Raw genomic sequence first — 15859 nt, forward strand, 5'->3', positions numbered from 1 at the left:
CTCGCTAAACTTTTCACTTTCACTCTCTTGTGTTCGCGCGTGGCGTCGAGTAGCCTTGAAAATGTCTCTGCCCTAAACAGACTCAATAAGAATGCTGAAACGCCTGATTTATAGCCTGTTAGCGCTGCTTCTGCTCGCTCTCGGCACCGCCCTGCTGCTCGACCGCTGGATAAGCTGGCGCACGGCGCCCTATGTCTATGAAAACCTGACTGAGCTGCCGTCCAGTCAGGTAGGTGTTGTATTGGGCACGTCTAAATACGTACGTACTGGCGTCCTTAATCAGTATTATCAGTTTCGCATTCAGGGTGCGCTAAACCTGTACAACAGCAACAAGGTCAGCTACCTGCTGCTCAGCGGCGATAACGCCCTGATGAGCTATAACGAGCCCATCACCATGCGTAAGGATCTGATTCAGGCAGGGGTTCCCTCCGCAGATATCGTGCTGGACTATGCGGGCTTTCGCACTCTAGACTCCATCATCCGCACCCGTAAAGTATTTGACACCAACGAGTTCACCATTATTACGCAACGCTTTCACTGCGAGCGCGCGCTATTTATTGCCATGCACAGCGGGATTAAGGCTCAGTGCTACGCCGTCGCCTCACCCAAAAACATGTTTATGGTTCGCGCCAGAGAAGTAGGCGCACGGCTTGGCGCCCTGATTGATTTGTACATTTTGAAGAAAGAGCCGCGCTTTCTCGGCCCGCTGGTGCCAATCCCAACGCCCTATACTATTAAAAGCGACGAGTGGGGTTACCCTGCCGTTTCGCCAGACCAGCTGTCCAAGCAGGAAAACACGACAGCAGCCCCCGCACAGGCCTCCACAGGAACGCCCTCAACAGCACACTAGAGTCAGTTATCTTACTGGCACCACAGCATCAGTAACTCTGCGCCACAGCCACTCCACGGGCCCCTGACGAAAATACCTCAGCCACAGCAGCGAAAATGCCAGATTGATTGCCCAAACGGCGGGCACGATGGCCAGTAGAGAAAGCCTGTCGAAGTGACGATAGCCTCCCAGCCGGTAAAAAAGCGTAGTGCACACCAGCGTTTGTAGAAGATAGTTACTCAGAGTCATTCTACCCACCTTCGCCAAACAGCGGCCTACCGGCGCCAGCATGGCGCTTTGACCATAGCCGAACCACAGCGCCATATAGGCAAGACCCTGTAGAACAGAGCCCAGTTCTTTAACGGTTTGCAGATAGTAGCCCGCCGTAGCGAGCTGCCAGTCAAAGCGCCACTGAAGCGCCACAGCGCCGCCCTTAATTGCCAAAGCGATCAGCATCCACAGCCAGCCCTGACGTCGGTAATCGGCGATGCGCCATTCTCCTTTTAGCCAGCCGCACTCTGTCAGAGCGGCGCCAATGAGCATTGTTCCCATCAGCTGCCAGCCGTACTGAAGAAAAACGGAAAACAGCACAGAGAGAGTCATACTCAGGCGCTCTCCTCTGGCCACTTCGCCTCCGGTAAGTTTCCAGGCCGCTTCGCGATCAAGGTCTACGACAGAGGGCGTCCAGTCAGCGCTAGAGCTACTATCAACCAGTGTCCCCATCCATAACATCAGCAGCAGGCCAATGACAAACAAAACAATCCCGGTACGAAGCATTCCTCGAGGTGACGAGGAAGACCGCATAACGATGACCGCACCCATACCAACAGCGGCATAGGTCAACAGAATGTCCCCTTCCCACAGCCAGACGCCGTGAAAAAAGCCCAGCATCGCTAGCCATCCCAAACGAGACAGATTCCAGGTTGCGCTCCGCTGTCGTAGAAGCGCCAGTGACGCACCAAACAGCAGCGCAAACATAGCAAGAAAGGAGCCCTGCGCCGTCACGTTTAGCACTGACCATACTGCCGCATCAGAAAACGACGGCACCCCCAAATAGGTCGGGTTCATATAGCCAGCGCGCGGTAGCGCAAAACCGCTGATATTAAGAATGAGAATGCCAAGCAGCGCCATCCCGCGGACGCTATCTAACGCCTGAATTCGGGAAGCTTTTACCGTCTCTGCGGGCATATTGGTAGATTAGGGATGGTGAGGAGCGTGTCGAACCGAACGCAAAAATTCCTGACGCGTGCTCGGATTACTTTTAAACAGCCCGCCCAGCGACGTGGTGCTGGTCGAACTGGTGGCATCACACACGCCGCGGGACTTCACGCAGTAGTGGATAGCATCAATAGATACCGCCACGTTAGTGGTACCCAATAGCGTTTGTAGCGCAACCAGAATCTGCTGTGTTAGTCGCTCTTGCACCTGCGGGCGCTGTGAGAAGAACCTGACAATGCGGTTAATCTTCGACAGACCAATCACGTAATCTTTGGGAATGTAGGCCACTGTCGCCTTACCGTCGATGGTGACGAAGTGGTGTTCACAGGTGCTAGTCAGCGTAATGTCACGCACAGTCACCATCTCGTCTACACTCATCTTGTTTTCAATCAGCGTGATTTTGGGAAAGTTAGCGTAGTCCAATCCTGAGAAGATCTCATCCACGTACATTTTTGCAATTCGCGAAGGCGTTTCCGCCAGACTATCGTCCGTTAGATCCAGATTCAGCAGCCGCATAATAGCCGTCATGTGCTCTTCAATCTGCTGCTTGCTGGTCGCAGCATCCACGGGAGCCCCGCGCAGCGGCGTTTCAAGGCCTTTAGCCTCCAGCGCGGCGTGAACTAACATAGCTTCCTGGCTTAGCGACGACATGGTTTACCTCGTGGAATAAAATAGTTTGATAGGGATCACACACAGCACTGTAATTTAGGCCGCCTTCTTTATCCAGCCCTCTGTAGAAATTTTGTTAACACTGTGCCGCTTATCAATCAGCCAAAGCAAAACGGCGCCGTGCAAAACGAGTGTGCTCACCGAGAACAAATCGGGCATAATAGACGCCACTTTTTCGCTTAACCTTCGGGTTTGCCATGGAGCCGCCGGATGGACTGCTGTTCAACGAACTCATCGCTGCTTTCTTTAGAGCAGGCGTTAGAAAAACTGCTTTCTCAATCTTCTGCCATCGCGCAGACAGAGCAGATCCCACTTGCTCAGGCCGTCGGCCGCATTACCGCACGACCAGTGATTTCACCGCTTAACGTTCCACCTTTCGACAACTCAGCAATGGACGGCTACGCCGTACGCCTTGCCGACGTTACGCCGGATGCCGTGTTGCCCGTTGCGGGTAAAGCCTTCGCCGGGCAGCCGTTTCAGGGTGAATGGCCTGCAGGCAGCTGTATCCGCATTATGACCGGCGCACCGGTGCCAAAAGGAACCGAAGCGGTCATTATGCAAGAGCAGGCTGAAGTGTTGGAAAACGGCGTGCGTTTTACCCACTCGCCTAAAGCCGGACAAAACGTTCGCCTCGCAGGGGAAGACATTCGTCAGGACGCAGAAGTCCTGCCTGCCGGCTCTCGCCTGGGCGTAGCTCAGCTGCCAATTCTGGCCTCTCTCGGTATCTCTCAGGTAGAGGTTTATCGCCGCCTTAACGTAGCGCTGTTTTCTACCGGAGACGAACTACAGGCCGTTGGCCAGCCGCTTCAGGACGGGCAGATTTATGACACCAACCGCTTTACCGTTCGCCTGATGCTCGAACAAATCGGCTGTAACGTTATCGATCTCGGCATTATTCGCGATAACGAGCAGGCGCTGCGTCAGGCGTTTCACGAGGCGGATGCACAGGCGGACGTTGTTATCACCAGCGGCGGTGTTTCTGTAGGCGAAGCCGACTATACCAAGCAGATACTGGATGAACTGGGAAAAATCGCCTTCTGGAAGCTGGCCATTAAACCCGGCAAGCCTTTTGCCTTCGGTAAACTGAGTAATGCTCTGTTTTGCGGGCTACCGGGTAACCCTGTTTCTGCTGCCGTCACTTTTTATCAGCTCGTTCAGCCGTTACTGATGCAGCTCTCTGGCCACAGCCAGTGGCAGCCACCGCGCCGCTTTAAGGTAAAAACCACCTCATCTCTGAAGAAGACCCCCGGTCGCTTGGACTTCCAGCGCGGAGTATTAAGCACAGGCGCAAACGGTCAGCTAGAGGTCAGTTCCACAGGTCATCAGGGCTCTCACGTGTTTACCTCATTCAGCCAGGGTGACTGCTTTATCGTGCTTGAGCGCGAGCGCGGTGCCGTCGCGGCCGGAGAGTGGGTCACGGTCGAACCCTTTAATCATCTGCTGGAGCGTTAAACATGCTGCCGGAACTGAGCGATAGCGAAACGCTGCGCTATAACCGCCAGATTATTCTGCGTGGCTTTGACTTCGATGGGCAGGAGAAGCTGAAAGCCTCTTCTGCGCTGATTGTCGGGCTCGGCGGGCTCGGCTGCCCGGTAGCACAGTATCTAGCCGCAGCGGGCATCGGCTCCCTAACCCTGCTGGATTTTGATACCGTTGCCCTTTCAAACCTGCAGCGCCAAATCCTGCATCGCGATGACCGCATCGGCATGGCAAAAGTGGACTCCGCTGCGCTGGCACTGGCGGACATTAACCCCGCCGTCACGCTGAAGAAAGTCAACGCCCGCCCTGACGATAGCGAGCTGGCGACACTGGTTGAGTCTGTCGACATTGTTTTAGACTGCACCGACAATGTCGACACACGCAATCAGCTTAATCAAGTCTGCCATCGGCTGAAAAAACCGCTGGTGTCCGGTGCTGCTATTCGCATGGAAGGCCAGGTCAGCGTCTTTACCTATCGCCCTGAAGAACCCTGCTATCGCTGCCTTAGTCGGCTGTTCGGCAGCGAAGCGCTTACCTGTGTAGAAGCGGGCGTCATGTCGCCTCTGGTAGGGATGGTAGGCACTATACAGGCGATGGAAGCTATTAAGGTATTAACCCACTACGGCACGCCGTTAAGCGGCCGCCTGCTGATGATTGACGCCATGACCATGCAGTTTCGAGAAATGAAGCTGCCGAAAGACCCGCCTGCCCAGTCTGCTCAGGCAGCTAACAAGACTGACTGTAAAAGTTCGTCAGGCATTTTATGTGGCCTGACGAACTTTAAGTGACAATGTCACTAGCTTTCAATAAGCTAAATTCATCACCAGATAAATCAAAAAGAAACTATTTCTAAATGAAATTACTTTCCTGTAAATTAGGTGCTCTCTTGCAAAGTGGCAACGGGCCCCTGTTTATGGACCTCAAGACTAAAGGATATTGCTGCGATCGCTGTGGAAACTACATCGCTCATGATATGGCAGCGACGGAAGAAGAACAGGAGCGCGAAACGGGCAGAACCAAAATCAAGTATCAGGCGATGATCGCCCGCAAAACCGAGTACCACTGGCAGGGCACCAACTACAGCGGCACCCGCTTTCTCTGTCTATCCTGTACTCGAGCATTTCTCTCTTTTATGCGGGACACGTCACCCCTCTCTTCGCCGCCGTCTCCAGCCCCAAAAACTAAAGTACGTCGCCAAAAGGCAAAGACCAGCCACACTGCCGATTTCTAATCACTACCCTTGCTACGGCTAACCCGCGCGTGGCAAAATGCCCCCCTTTTCACTCTCCCGCTTTCGGTGCTCTATGCGCGTTATGCTGGCTCCTATGGAAGGCGTTCTAGACGCGTTCGTACGAGAGCTTCTCACGGACATCAACGACTACGATCTGTGCGTCACAGAGTTTGTGCGCGTGGTGAATACGTTGCTGCCGAAGAAAACCTTCTATCGCCTAAGCCCTGAGCTGTACCACGGGGGAAAAACCGCCTCCGGCACGCCGGTGCGCGTGCAGCTGCTCGGCAACTCTCCAGAATGGATGGCGGAAAACGCCGCGCGAGCCGTGGAAATGGGCTCAAGCGGCATCGACATCAACTGCGGCTGCCCGGCTAAGAACGTTGTCGGCAGCGACGGCGGCGCCAGTCTATTGCGAAGCCCTGAAACTATTTACCGAGTGACCCAGGCTGTTCGCACAGCCATGCCGTCCTCACAGCCGCTATCAGTGAAGATTCGCCTTGGCTGGGACACCATCGACCGCCGCTTTGAAATTGCCGATGCCGTGCAGAAAGGGGGAGCCAATGAAATTGTCATTCACGGTAGAACCAAAGAAGACGGCTACCGCGCCGAGCGCATTAACTGGCAGGCAATCGGCGACATACGCCAGCGCTTAACTATCCCTGTAATTGCCAACGGTGAAGTCTGGAATTACGAAGACGGCCAGCGCTGCCTTGCCGCTACTGGCTGTAGCGACTTGATGGTGGGACGCGGCGCGCTGAACGTGCCGAACTTAGGGAACGTGGTTAAACACCAGCAGGATCCTCTTCCCTGGCCGAAGGTCGTCGAGCTGCTAAAAAAGTACGTTCAAACAGACAACCCTCACGATACTGGCCACTATCACGTCGCCCGAACCAAGCAGTGGTTAGGCTACTTAAAAAAAGCCTATCCGCAGGCAGACAGTCTGTTTACTACTATCAGAACGATTAAAGACGCCCCCACGCTGGCAGAAATCATTTTGGCCTTCTAACGCCGTTTGGATAAATATTCTTAATTTATGAATTAACTTATCTATAGATTTTTTAAATTCACTCTTTCTCAAGTACTTTAGGCATTTTATTGGTTATTGGTTTTATTTTTATTGAAAAACGAAAAAACCATTAAATAACATAACAATAAGAAATCAGGCATGAATAAACCCCGGCATTTATTTGCATAAAACGCCTACTTATTTCTTTTATCATTACCGCAGATCCGGTCACATATTGCTTAACCGTTTAGTGAATTTATCGCCATATTATGCAATAATGCACCTCTTTAAATGAGAATTAAGGCGGGTTGCTTAATGGATGCTCAACTGGCTCTTTTCGAAAAAATAAAACAGCATCTGCTGACCCAGTCGAACAAGACGGGTAAAAAAATCGAAACAGAAACAGCGCTGGCTGAACACTTTGGCGTATCCCGCTATAAAATTCGCCAAGCGCTGACGGCTCTGTCACAAATGGGCTATCTCGATCGCGCGCCGAAGAAAGGCAGCGTCGTTCGTCGCCCTGATGCCGACGCTCTCAGCGATCAGATGAAGTTTCAGTTTGCCGTTGCGGGCTTCAATGCCGCCGAATTCGTTGAGGCACGCGTACTGATTGAAACCGCCATTCTTCCCCTTGCCGTTCGCCGCATGACCCCTTCCCTAATGACCCAGTTGGAATACGCTCTGGAACAGATAGAGGCCAATGCGGACAACCCTCTGGAGGCGGACAAACACGACCGCGACTTTCACCTGCTGCTGCTGCAGGCCTGCGGTAATCGCGTGCTGCAAACCTTTTCCGGCGTGCTGATCACCTATTTTGAGAAAACCACCAGCCTGCTGGCAACCTGCGACCGAAACTACTTTATCGACATCGCAGAAAAAGAGCGTGAGATCCTTCAGGCGATAAAAGACGACAAGCCCGAGTTAGCTGAACGCCTGTTAAAAGCTCACCTAATTGAAAAAGCCGCCCTGCCGGCAAAATAGGCCCTAACGATAAATCTAAAAAAGCCGCCGCAGATTTCCACTGCGGCGGCTTCATCTTCAGCTCGGGTCAGGAAAAGACGCCAACAGAATGCGGTGCTGTCGCCAACAGCTGTACCACGTCATCCATGTCGTTAAGGTCGTCGAGTCCGAGCGTTGTCTCCGCTAGCCGATTGGCTGTTTGTTCATCCCATACCATCAGTGCTAGGCTGCGGTATTTCGCCACCAAAGCTTCCTCCGAAACGGGGTGAGTTGGCGATCCTAAAGGCACGTCTACCCGCCTTACGTAGCGGCGTCCGGAGTGAACAACGAGCGTTACCGTAGGCTCTTCGTCAGCCGCCATAGCGTCATCTACTGACAGCTCAACCAGCTCCAGTACCCTCGCTATATCTGGGTGGTGACGCTGCTCTCGGCCGTAGGCCGTTAGCCCTACGTTTTCCCAAACAAGGCGCGCTGCGATAGCATAAGGAATGCTCATCTGAGTGCGAGACATGGGCTCCAGCTCACGCCCGCCGCACATCCCCTCAACAAAAGCATTGAGCCGAACCTCAACGCGGGCGATATCCTCGCTCTTCAGTTCATTTTCTTTCATCAGCTCGTCAACAGCGTCTACCGCCGCGTGAGTGCTTCGACACGACGCATAAGGTTTTATAGAAACCCGCTGCATCTTCCAGTTGCTGCCGAGCTCCCGCAGCCAGGCCTCGCGATCTTCGCTCTGTGGCGCAAAGGTACGGCTAAAGCCGCCCCACACAGGCTCAAATATTGCCCCTGGCCCCGTAAAGCCCTCTTTCGCCAACAGCGCTGCGGTAAGCCCGCCCTGCGCCGCGTTGCCCGCGTGCAGCCGCTTGCTCTGAGCGCCGTCGTGAATAAACGCCCACAGTCCACCGGAATAGCTGGCAGCTAGCCCAAGCGCCCATCGCATCTGCTCTTCGTTCAGGCCAAGGAGCCTACCCGCGGCGGCGGCGGCGCCAAAGGTGCCGCAGGTGGCGGTCGAATGCCATCCGGCTTCGTTGTGCGGTTCATAAGCGCCGCAGGCTTCCAAAGCGCGGCGCGCAACGTCGTACCCTAATACGACTGACGTAATAAACGTTTTGCCACTGATTGGCGCCTTGCACAGAGCAAGGGCTGCCATTGCCGCAGGGATTACCACTGCACCGGAGTGATCGCACCCACCGGTATCGTCTAGCTCAAAGGCATGGCAGGCAATACCGTTAGCCCAGGCCGCATAGCCGGGCATTGCCTGCCTCCCTGTTCCCCATAAAGGTACCTGACCACCGCCGTCCAGCAGCTTCAACACCTGCGCGGTTTTTACCGCTTCGTCTGAGCGCGCACCGGCCAGCCCGGCGCCAAAAGTATCGAGAATATGCCGTTTGGTTTTTATTACTATAGATGTAGGAATATCGTCAAAGCGCGTGTTAACAATAAAGTCGGCAAGGCGCGCTGAAATCGCTGATGTCATCATCACTCTCTCCGTCTTTCATGACGTCAAGGGCCCGCATTTGCGAGCCCTTTTCATCATCAAAACACTATGGTTGAAATACCGTATCCGGCAATGACGGCAGATATCACCATCACAAATCCCGGTCTCAGGTAGCTGTGGTTTATCACATAGCTGCCAAGCTTGGTGGTTCCCGTTCGGTCAAAGGAAACGCAGCCGATCTGACCCGCGCCAGGGACAATAAAGTCACCGCAGCAGGCTGGGTACAGCGCCACCAGCATCGGGGGCGGAATGCCCATGGATGCGCCTAGAGGCATTAGCGACGCAACGGTTGTTGACGGGCTGAAGATCACCGCAGAAAAGCAAAACAGTACGACACCAAACAGCATTGGCGTTGACTGCACCATGTGCTGGAACAGCTCGATAAACATCGGTTTATAGGCTTCAAAGAACGTACCAGTCATCCATGAAATACCGAATACGCCCACTACACCAATCAGGCCGGAGCGGAACACTGAGCCAGAGGCAAACTTATCGCTTGGCACCTTACTGAAGACGATGATCATCAACGCTGTCGCCAGCATGACCATTTGGATCAGTGACGGCGTTGACAGCGGCACCATTTTGCCACCCTCTTCCCACGCGGGAAGCAGCGACTTAAACGACCCCAGCGTAATCACCAGCGCCACGCCCAGACCAAAAATCAGCACCCCCAGCTTTTCGGCTTTGGACGGTTTGTAGGCCTCTTTTTCCGCCTTTTCGCCATGCAGGAACTGATATTCACCAGAAGCCACGCGCTGGCAGAACACCGGATCTTGCTCTAGCTCTTTACCCCGCTTGAATACGGCCAAACAGCCGCAGAACGTGCCGATAAGAAATGCCGGGATGCTGACCGCCAGAATTTCGAGGATCGAAACGTTATACATCGACAGCGCGGCAATCATGCCTGCAGTTGCGGCACTCATTGGGCTGGCAATCACTGCAATACCCGCCGCAATCACCGACATCGACATCGGCCTCTCCGGTCGGATTTTCGCCTCTGCCGCCACTTCGGCCACCACCGGATAAACCGCAAACGCCACATAGGCGGTGCCGCAGAACATCACGAAAATAGAGCACACCAGCGGCCCAACGAAAGTAATCGCCGTTGGCTTCTTGCGCAGCAGCTTTTCCGCTATCCGCACCAGAAAATCGAGGCCGCCAGCCCCTTGTAGCACGCTGGTACAGGCAATCACCGCGATGATGATCAGCAGTACGGTCACTGGCGGTGAAGCGGGCTTCATGCCGAACACCAGCACCAGAATACAGACCCCTAACCCCCCGCCGCACCAAGACCCACACCGCCAAATCGCCCGCCTATACCGATAGCGAGAACAACTACAGCCAGCTGTAGCCAAAATTGGATATCCATGCTCTCTCCTTCCTTCGTACGCATAACGCACGAAAGCCATAAAGTTCACGTTAACGATGATCGGGTGCCAAAATCGACACCCGTCAATAAAGAAAGGATTTATCCCTGTACGCGGATCAGGCTTTTCGCCTTCTCAATTTGCGCGCGGACAGTTTCAGGCGCAGTGCCGCCGTAGGACGTCCGTGCTGCCACGGAGGCCTCCAGCGTAATAGCCTGATAGATATCCTGTTCGATGTTGGCGTGGAAAGAGTGGAACTCATCCATTGTCAGCGCATCCAGCATTTTGCCGTGCTTCACACAGTAGTTAACGACGCTGCCGACCACGTGGTGAGCCTCACGGAACGGAATGCCTTTGCGAACCAGGTAGTCCGCCATATCTGTGGCGGTGGAGAAGCCCCTATGGGCGGCGTTGCGCGTCCTGTCGGCGTTGACCTTCATTTTCTCCAGCATCGGCGCCATGATTTTCAGGCCAGAAAGCAGCGTATCCATAGAGTCATACACCGCCTCTTTGTCTTCGCTCATATCAGTGTTATAGGCCAGGGGAATGCCTTTCATAATGGTCAGAATTGCCATCAGGTTGCCGTATACTCGGCCGCCCTTGCCGCGCATTTTTTCCGCCACATCAGGGTTTTTCTTCTGCGGCATAATGCTGGAACCGGTACAGAAGTCGTCAGACAGATCGATAAATTTGAAGTCCTGACTGGAGAACAGCACCAGCTCTTCCGACAGCCGAGTCAGGTGCATGAAGCACATCGCTGCGGCAGCGTTAAATTCAATCATATGGTCACGGTCACTGACGGAATCAATACTGTTTTCCGTTGGGCGATCGAAGCCAAGCTCTTTAGCGGTAAAGTGGCGATCGATAGGGAATGTAGTACCGGCCAGAGCGGCGGCACCCAGCGGGCACTCTTCCATGCGGCGATACAGATCGTCAAAGCGGGTAAAGTCGCGCTGCATCATCCAGAAATAGGCCATGATCCAGTGTGAAAACAGAATTGGCTGCCCGGTTTGCAGGTGAGTATACCCCGGCATAATAGCGTCAGTGTTGCCCTCAGCCTTGGCGATAAAGGCAGCCTGAAGCCCGCGAATGGCCTCTTTCACTTCCTCAATAGTGGCACGCATGTGCATTTTTGAGTCCAACGTCGTCTGGTCGTTTCGACTGCGGGCGGTATGCAGTTTGCCCCCAACCGGCCCGACGATCTCCGTCATGCGCTTCTCAATCGCCATGTGGATATCTTCATCTTCAGTTCGGAAGTCGAACTTACCCTCACGGATCTCATCAGCAACCTGTTTCAACCCGGCAATAATCGCATCGGCATCGGCCTGAGTGATAATCCCCTGCTTTGCCAGCATGGTGGCGTGCACAATACTGCCCTGAATATCAAACGGGCAAAGGCGTGTTTCAATAAGAATGGTAGCGTTGAACTCTTCGACCAGCTTATTTGTCGGCATATCAAATCTGCCGCCCCACAGTTTCGTACTCATAGCGATCCTCTTTTCATCTTGATTTTATTTTTAGTGACTTTGGTGACGTTTTTGGTTTGACGCTTTTACCCTATTTACCCAGCTTTCTTCGCCACGGCGAAAAGCGGGCCTGCCAATGTGTCGCCTTTGCGCCTTATGGCTGAGCAAAAACTGACCCACCAATTTGGCGACAAATAGAAATCATGTTCAACACAAATGATTTAGTAACATGAAATAAATCACATTTTTTAAAATTAATTTGTCGCCAAATGGATTTAAATGAAGAATTGAAAACAAGTCGTTAGTTTAATGTAAGAATCATTCAGTGAATGTTAAAACCAAAATTTCATGAACGCGTTTTAGCCAGAAAATGGTGTCGATAAGGTAGTTGCATAAGCCAATATCATGAGGAGAAATACATCGTTAATATAAAAGCGGTGGTCGATATTAAAAATAGCGCACACATCGACACCTCTTTTTTGATTAGAAAAGTCTCCTCGGAGATTCATAAATACAATTGTTTACAAATAAGCGTTATCTCCCTGTAAAAATAATCTTTAAAACCCTGTCAGTAATCCTTAAGCAAAATTATAATTTCTTTGGCTGAACGCTTCGTTCATAGTTATGTCCCTTAAATAAGTCATCTTATGCGCACAAAAATTCGTTTTACTTTATTAAGTCTGGCGCTGTTCGCGTCTGGGCTTGCGATGACAGCCTCCGCTGATACCAAAAGCACCAAGACGGCTTCAGGCCCTGGCCTTGCTTCCAAAAGCGCGCTGGTAGTGGACGTAAAAACCCGAAAAGTCATTTACTCCAACAATCCTGACAAAGTGGTTCCCATTGCCTCACTGACCAAATTGATGACGGCAATGGTGGTTCTTGACGCCAAACAGCCGATGACTCAGGTTATTCCCGTAAAAATTAATGAGACCAAAGAGCTTAGGGGCGTTTACTCTCGCGTTCAGGTCGGCAGTGAGATTACCCGCAAAGAAATGCTGCTGCTGGCGCTGATGTCATCAGAAAACCGCGCGGCCGCCAGTCTGGCTCACAGCTACCCCGGCGGTTACCGCGCCTTTATTAAAGCCATGAACGCCAAGGCCAAGTCGCTCGGCATGAAAAACACTCGTTATGTCGAACCGACCGGGCTTTCAGAGAAAAACGTCTCTACCGCCCGCGATCTGAGCCGATTAATTCTGGCAACGCAAAAATACCCCATGCTCAGCCAGCTCAGCACCACCCCCGGAAAAACCGTGACGTTCGATCATCCGAGATACACGCTGGAATTTCACAACACGAACCATTTGCTGCGCAACGAGGGTTGGGATATTCAGCTGACGAAAACTGGCTATACCGATGAAGCGGGGCGCTGCCTGACGATGCGAACCACCATCAACCACCGCCAAGTGGCGCTGGTCACGCTTGACGCCTACGGCAAATATACCCACTTTGCCGACGCCAACCGATTGAAAAGCTGGCTAGAAACGCAAAAAGCGCTGCCTCTGGCAGAAAACCAGAAAAGTCCACAGAAACAGAAAGCCAAGCGCGTCAAACAGGGATAATGCCGCCGTACGCGAACACACCTCATTATCCAGCACCCCGCTTAGCGGGGCGATAACACAGCGAAAAAAATCATGATGAAGACATCGTTTTACTCTAGTCTGTCGCTAGCCTGCCTACTGGGGTTTTGTGCAGGCTCCGCCCTTCTACCTTCAGCCGCCTACGCCGCACCGTCAACAATGCAGCGAAGCGCGCTACCGGAAATCGCTTCCGGCAGCGCACTGATAGTCGATACCAAAACAGAAAAGGTCATCTATACCCTGAACCCCGGCAAGCAGGTGCCTATTGCTTCTATCACCAAACTCATGACCGCCATGGTGACTCTGGATAAAAAGCTGCCGATGACAGAGGTTATCCCCGTTGCTATTGAGCACACCAAAGAGCTGGAAGGCGTTTACTCTCGCGTCAGAGTCGGCAGTAAAGCGAGCCGAGAGGACATGCTGCTGATGACCCTGATGGCGTCGGAAAACCGCGCTGCGGCCTCCTTGGCTCACAGCTATCCTGGCGGTTATGACGCGTTTATTAAAGCCATGAACGACAAAGCTAAAGCACTGGGCATGAATCACACTCGCTACATTGAACCAACCGGGCTGTCGGAGCAGAACGTGTCTACGGCAGAAGACCTAACCCGCTTACTCATGGCAACGAGACAGTATCCGCAGCTCAGCAAAGACTCCGTCGAACGGGAAAAACCGTCCACTTTCGCCAGCCGGACTACACGCTAGAGTTTCGCAACACCAACTATCTGGTGACCAAAGACGAGTGGAATATCCAGTTAACCAAAACCGGCTTTACCAATCAGGCTGGCCACTGCCTAGCGATGCGCAGCCGCATTGCAGGAAAAGACGTCACACTGGTCGTATTGGACGCCTTTGGCAAATACACCCACTTTGCTGACGCTAATCGCCTGCGCAAGTGGATGGAAACCGGAGAAGCGCCGCCGGTTCCTAAAGCGGCAAAAGAGTATCGTCGCCAGAAAGCCATAGAGACCACTCAAAACTGAAAATATTTTAACGGCGCGCTCAAAGCGCGCTTTTAAGCTCCCGATAAGCTTTTAGGCGTATCGTTGAAAAAACCTTTTACTTTGGAGAAAACACCTTGGCAGGAAGCAGCTTACTGGCCCTACTTGACGATATCGCCGCCGTACTTGACGACGTCGCGCTGATGACCAAAATGGCGGCAAAAAAGACCTCTGGCGTACTGGGGGACGATCTCGCTCTCAATGCTCAGCAGGTAACCGGCGTCAGAGCCGAGCGCGAGCTGCCCGTTGTTTGGGCAGTGGCAAAAGGCTCTTTTCTCAACAAGCTGATTCTGGTTCCTCTGGCGCTGGCCATCAGCGCCTTTATTCCCTGGGCGGTTACGCCACTTTTGATGCTCGGCGGCGCGTTTTTATGTTTCGAAGGGGTCGAAAAGCTGGCTCACCGCTTTCTCCATCGCGACGATCGTGCCAGCGAGGCGGGCAGCGAAGCTGACGTGAAAACGCCAGAAGAAATCGCTGCTTATGAAAAGCAGAAGATTAAAGGCGCAGTGCGTACCGACTTTATTCTGTCGGCTGAGATCGTCGCGATTACTCTGGGTACTGTTGCGGGCGCAACCCTGAGTCAGCAGCTGGCAGTGATGTCCAGCATTGCCATTCTCATGACCGTGGGCGTTTATGGCCTGGTGGCGGGTATCGTGAAGCTTGACGACGTTGGCTTTTACCTGAATCGGAAAAAGGCCGCCGTGCTGCGTGCTATTGGCGCGGGCCTGGTTAACGTTACTCCTTACCTGATGAAAACCCTTTCTGTCGTGGGTACGGCAGCCATGTTTATGGTGGGTGGCGGCATTCTTACTCACGGTATTCCCGTCGTTTCTGACGCCATTGAGCGCGCTGCTCACGCAACGCTGACGCTGATCCCCGGGCTTATTGGCCGGGTCGTCAATGCGCTGACACCAACGCTGTTGAATATGGCCTTCGGCGTTGTTGCGGGCGCTGTCGTTTTGCTGGTCGTTATCCTAATCGGTAAAGTGCGCTCGACAAAGAAAGCCTAAATAAAAAAAGACCCGCGTAGCATGTGGACTTAATTGCTCACCGTACGGCTTACCTCTCTTATCGCTGTGCCGAAACGCCTTCTTCTCTTTTCGGCACAGCGTTCACCGTACGTTTATTGTCCAATATCACAGCGCATTAGCCAACATAGTGCCTGTCAAATTTTTCAATAGATTAACGCCCTGTTTAAAGAACCGGCGAGTTTTTTAACAGCCTTTTTAAACACAGTAATATCTGTAACAGCATCCACACCTATAAATATAATTACCCGACCAGTTTCGCATAAAAAAAGCCACTCAATATATAATATTCAAATCTCATTTTTTATTTATGGAATGTCTCTGCCAGAAAAAAGAACTACTTCCGCATAATAAATAACGCGTTTCGCTAAGTGCCGCACCATGACGGGCTAAAACTGAGATTTGGATTTCAAATAGGCGATAAAAAAGCCGTTTACTAAGAAAAAAAGCGGCAGACTTAGCATATTGAGCGCTTGATTTAAAACGGAAGAATAATATAAGAAGCGCCTCACAGAATTCCTGTCCTAATT

The 15859-nt window shown here is 52.6% G+C and carries 12 protein-coding genes and 2 pseudogenes; 9 read left to right on the forward strand and 5 right to left on the reverse strand.

The genetic code is table 11. The annotated features are described in order from the left end of the window. Positions 1-91 precede the first annotated feature (91 nt). Positions 92-850, forward strand: a complete 759-nt coding sequence (gene sanA, locus DQM29_RS10210) for an outer membrane permeability protein SanA (RefSeq protein ID WP_111740597.1) — start codon at positions 92-94, stop codon at positions 848-850. A gap of 6 nt (positions 851-856) precedes the next feature. On the opposite strand, the gene yeiB is transcribed toward sanA, so the two are convergent. Both yeiB and folE read right to left on the reverse strand, forming a co-directional pair. Then, a complete protein-coding gene (gene yeiB, locus DQM29_RS10215) occupies positions 857-2017 on the reverse strand; it encodes a DUF418 domain-containing protein YeiB (RefSeq protein WP_111740598.1) in 1161 nt (386 codons plus the stop codon). Between the two features lie 9 nt (positions 2018-2026). Further along, a complete protein-coding gene (gene folE / locus DQM29_RS10220) occupies positions 2027-2698 on the reverse strand; it encodes a GTP cyclohydrolase I FolE (protein WP_111740599.1) in 672 nt (223 codons plus the stop codon). A 228-nt stretch (positions 2699-2926) separates the two neighbouring features. On the opposite strand from folE, the gene moeA reads away from it, so the two are divergent. The 5 genes and pseudogenes from moeA (at position 2927) to DQM29_RS10245 (ending at position 7413) form a co-directional block, all read left to right on the forward strand. Then, a complete protein-coding gene (moeA, locus tag DQM29_RS10225; RefSeq protein ID WP_111740600.1) occupies positions 2927-4168 on the forward strand; it encodes a molybdopterin molybdotransferase MoeA in 1242 nt (413 codons plus the stop codon). 2 nt (positions 4169-4170) lie between these two features. Beyond that, positions 4171-4925 (forward strand): annotated as a pseudogene (gene moeB, locus DQM29_RS10230) (molybdopterin-synthase adenylyltransferase MoeB). Positions 4926-5108: 183 nt separating this feature from the next. Continuing rightward, positions 5109-5426 (forward strand): hypothetical protein, encoded by a 318-nt coding sequence (locus tag DQM29_RS18205; RefSeq protein WP_170126521.1) that lies wholly within the window; start codon positions 5109-5111, stop codon positions 5424-5426. Positions 5427-5499: 73 nt separating this feature from the next. Then, positions 5500-6432: a tRNA dihydrouridine(16) synthase DusC gene (gene dusC / locus DQM29_RS10240; RefSeq protein WP_111740602.1), complete on the forward strand. Its 933-nt coding sequence runs from the start codon at positions 5500-5502 to the stop codon at positions 6430-6432. A 315-nt stretch (positions 6433-6747) separates the two neighbouring features. Next, entirely contained in the window at positions 6748-7413 is a 666-nt protein-coding gene (locus DQM29_RS10245) for a FadR/GntR family transcriptional regulator (protein WP_111740603.1), read from the forward strand. A gap of 67 nt (positions 7414-7480) precedes the next feature. On the opposite strand, the gene DQM29_RS10250 is transcribed toward DQM29_RS10245, so the two are convergent. The 3 genes from DQM29_RS10250 to argH all read right to left on the reverse strand — a co-directional run bounded on the left by DQM29_RS10250 (position 7481) and on the right by argH (position 11744). Then, entirely contained in the window at positions 7481-8872 is a 1392-nt protein-coding gene (locus DQM29_RS10250; protein ID WP_111740604.1) for an MmgE/PrpD family protein, read from the reverse strand. Positions 8873-8928: 56 nt separating this feature from the next. Then, positions 8929-10131 carry an anaerobic C4-dicarboxylate transporter gene (locus DQM29_RS10255; protein ID WP_232054899.1) on the reverse strand — a complete coding sequence of 401 codons (1203 nt, stop codon included), beginning with the start codon at positions 10129-10131 and terminating at the stop codon, positions 8929-8931. A 227-nt stretch (positions 10132-10358) separates the two neighbouring features. Next, positions 10359-11744: an argininosuccinate lyase gene (argH, locus tag DQM29_RS10260; RefSeq protein ID WP_111740605.1), complete on the reverse strand. Its 1386-nt coding sequence runs from the start codon at positions 11742-11744 to the stop codon at positions 10359-10361. A 626-nt stretch (positions 11745-12370) separates the two neighbouring features. Between argH and pbpG (DQM29_RS10265) the strand changes: the two genes are divergently transcribed. The 3 genes and pseudogenes from pbpG (DQM29_RS10265) to DQM29_RS10275 all read left to right on the forward strand — a co-directional run bounded on the left by pbpG (DQM29_RS10265) (position 12371) and on the right by DQM29_RS10275 (position 15311). Beyond that, complete coding sequence (gene pbpG / locus DQM29_RS10265) at positions 12371-13282, forward strand: D-alanyl-D-alanine endopeptidase (RefSeq protein ID WP_111740606.1); 912 nt, start codon at positions 12371-12373, stop codon at positions 13280-13282. 72 nt (positions 13283-13354) lie between these two features. Beyond that, positions 13355-14283: pseudogene (gene pbpG / locus DQM29_RS10270) on the forward strand (D-alanyl-D-alanine endopeptidase). 95 nt (positions 14284-14378) lie between these two features. Beyond that, on the forward strand, positions 14379-15311 hold the full coding sequence (locus DQM29_RS10275; RefSeq protein ID WP_111740607.1) for a DUF808 domain-containing protein: 933 nt from the start codon (positions 14379-14381) through the stop codon (positions 15309-15311). Positions 15312-15859 lie beyond the last annotated feature (548 nt).

Origin of the sequence: Leminorella richardii (genome assembly GCF_900478135.1) — a bacterium.
Classification (GTDB): Bacteria; Pseudomonadota; Gammaproteobacteria; order Enterobacterales; family Enterobacteriaceae; genus Leminorella; species Leminorella richardii.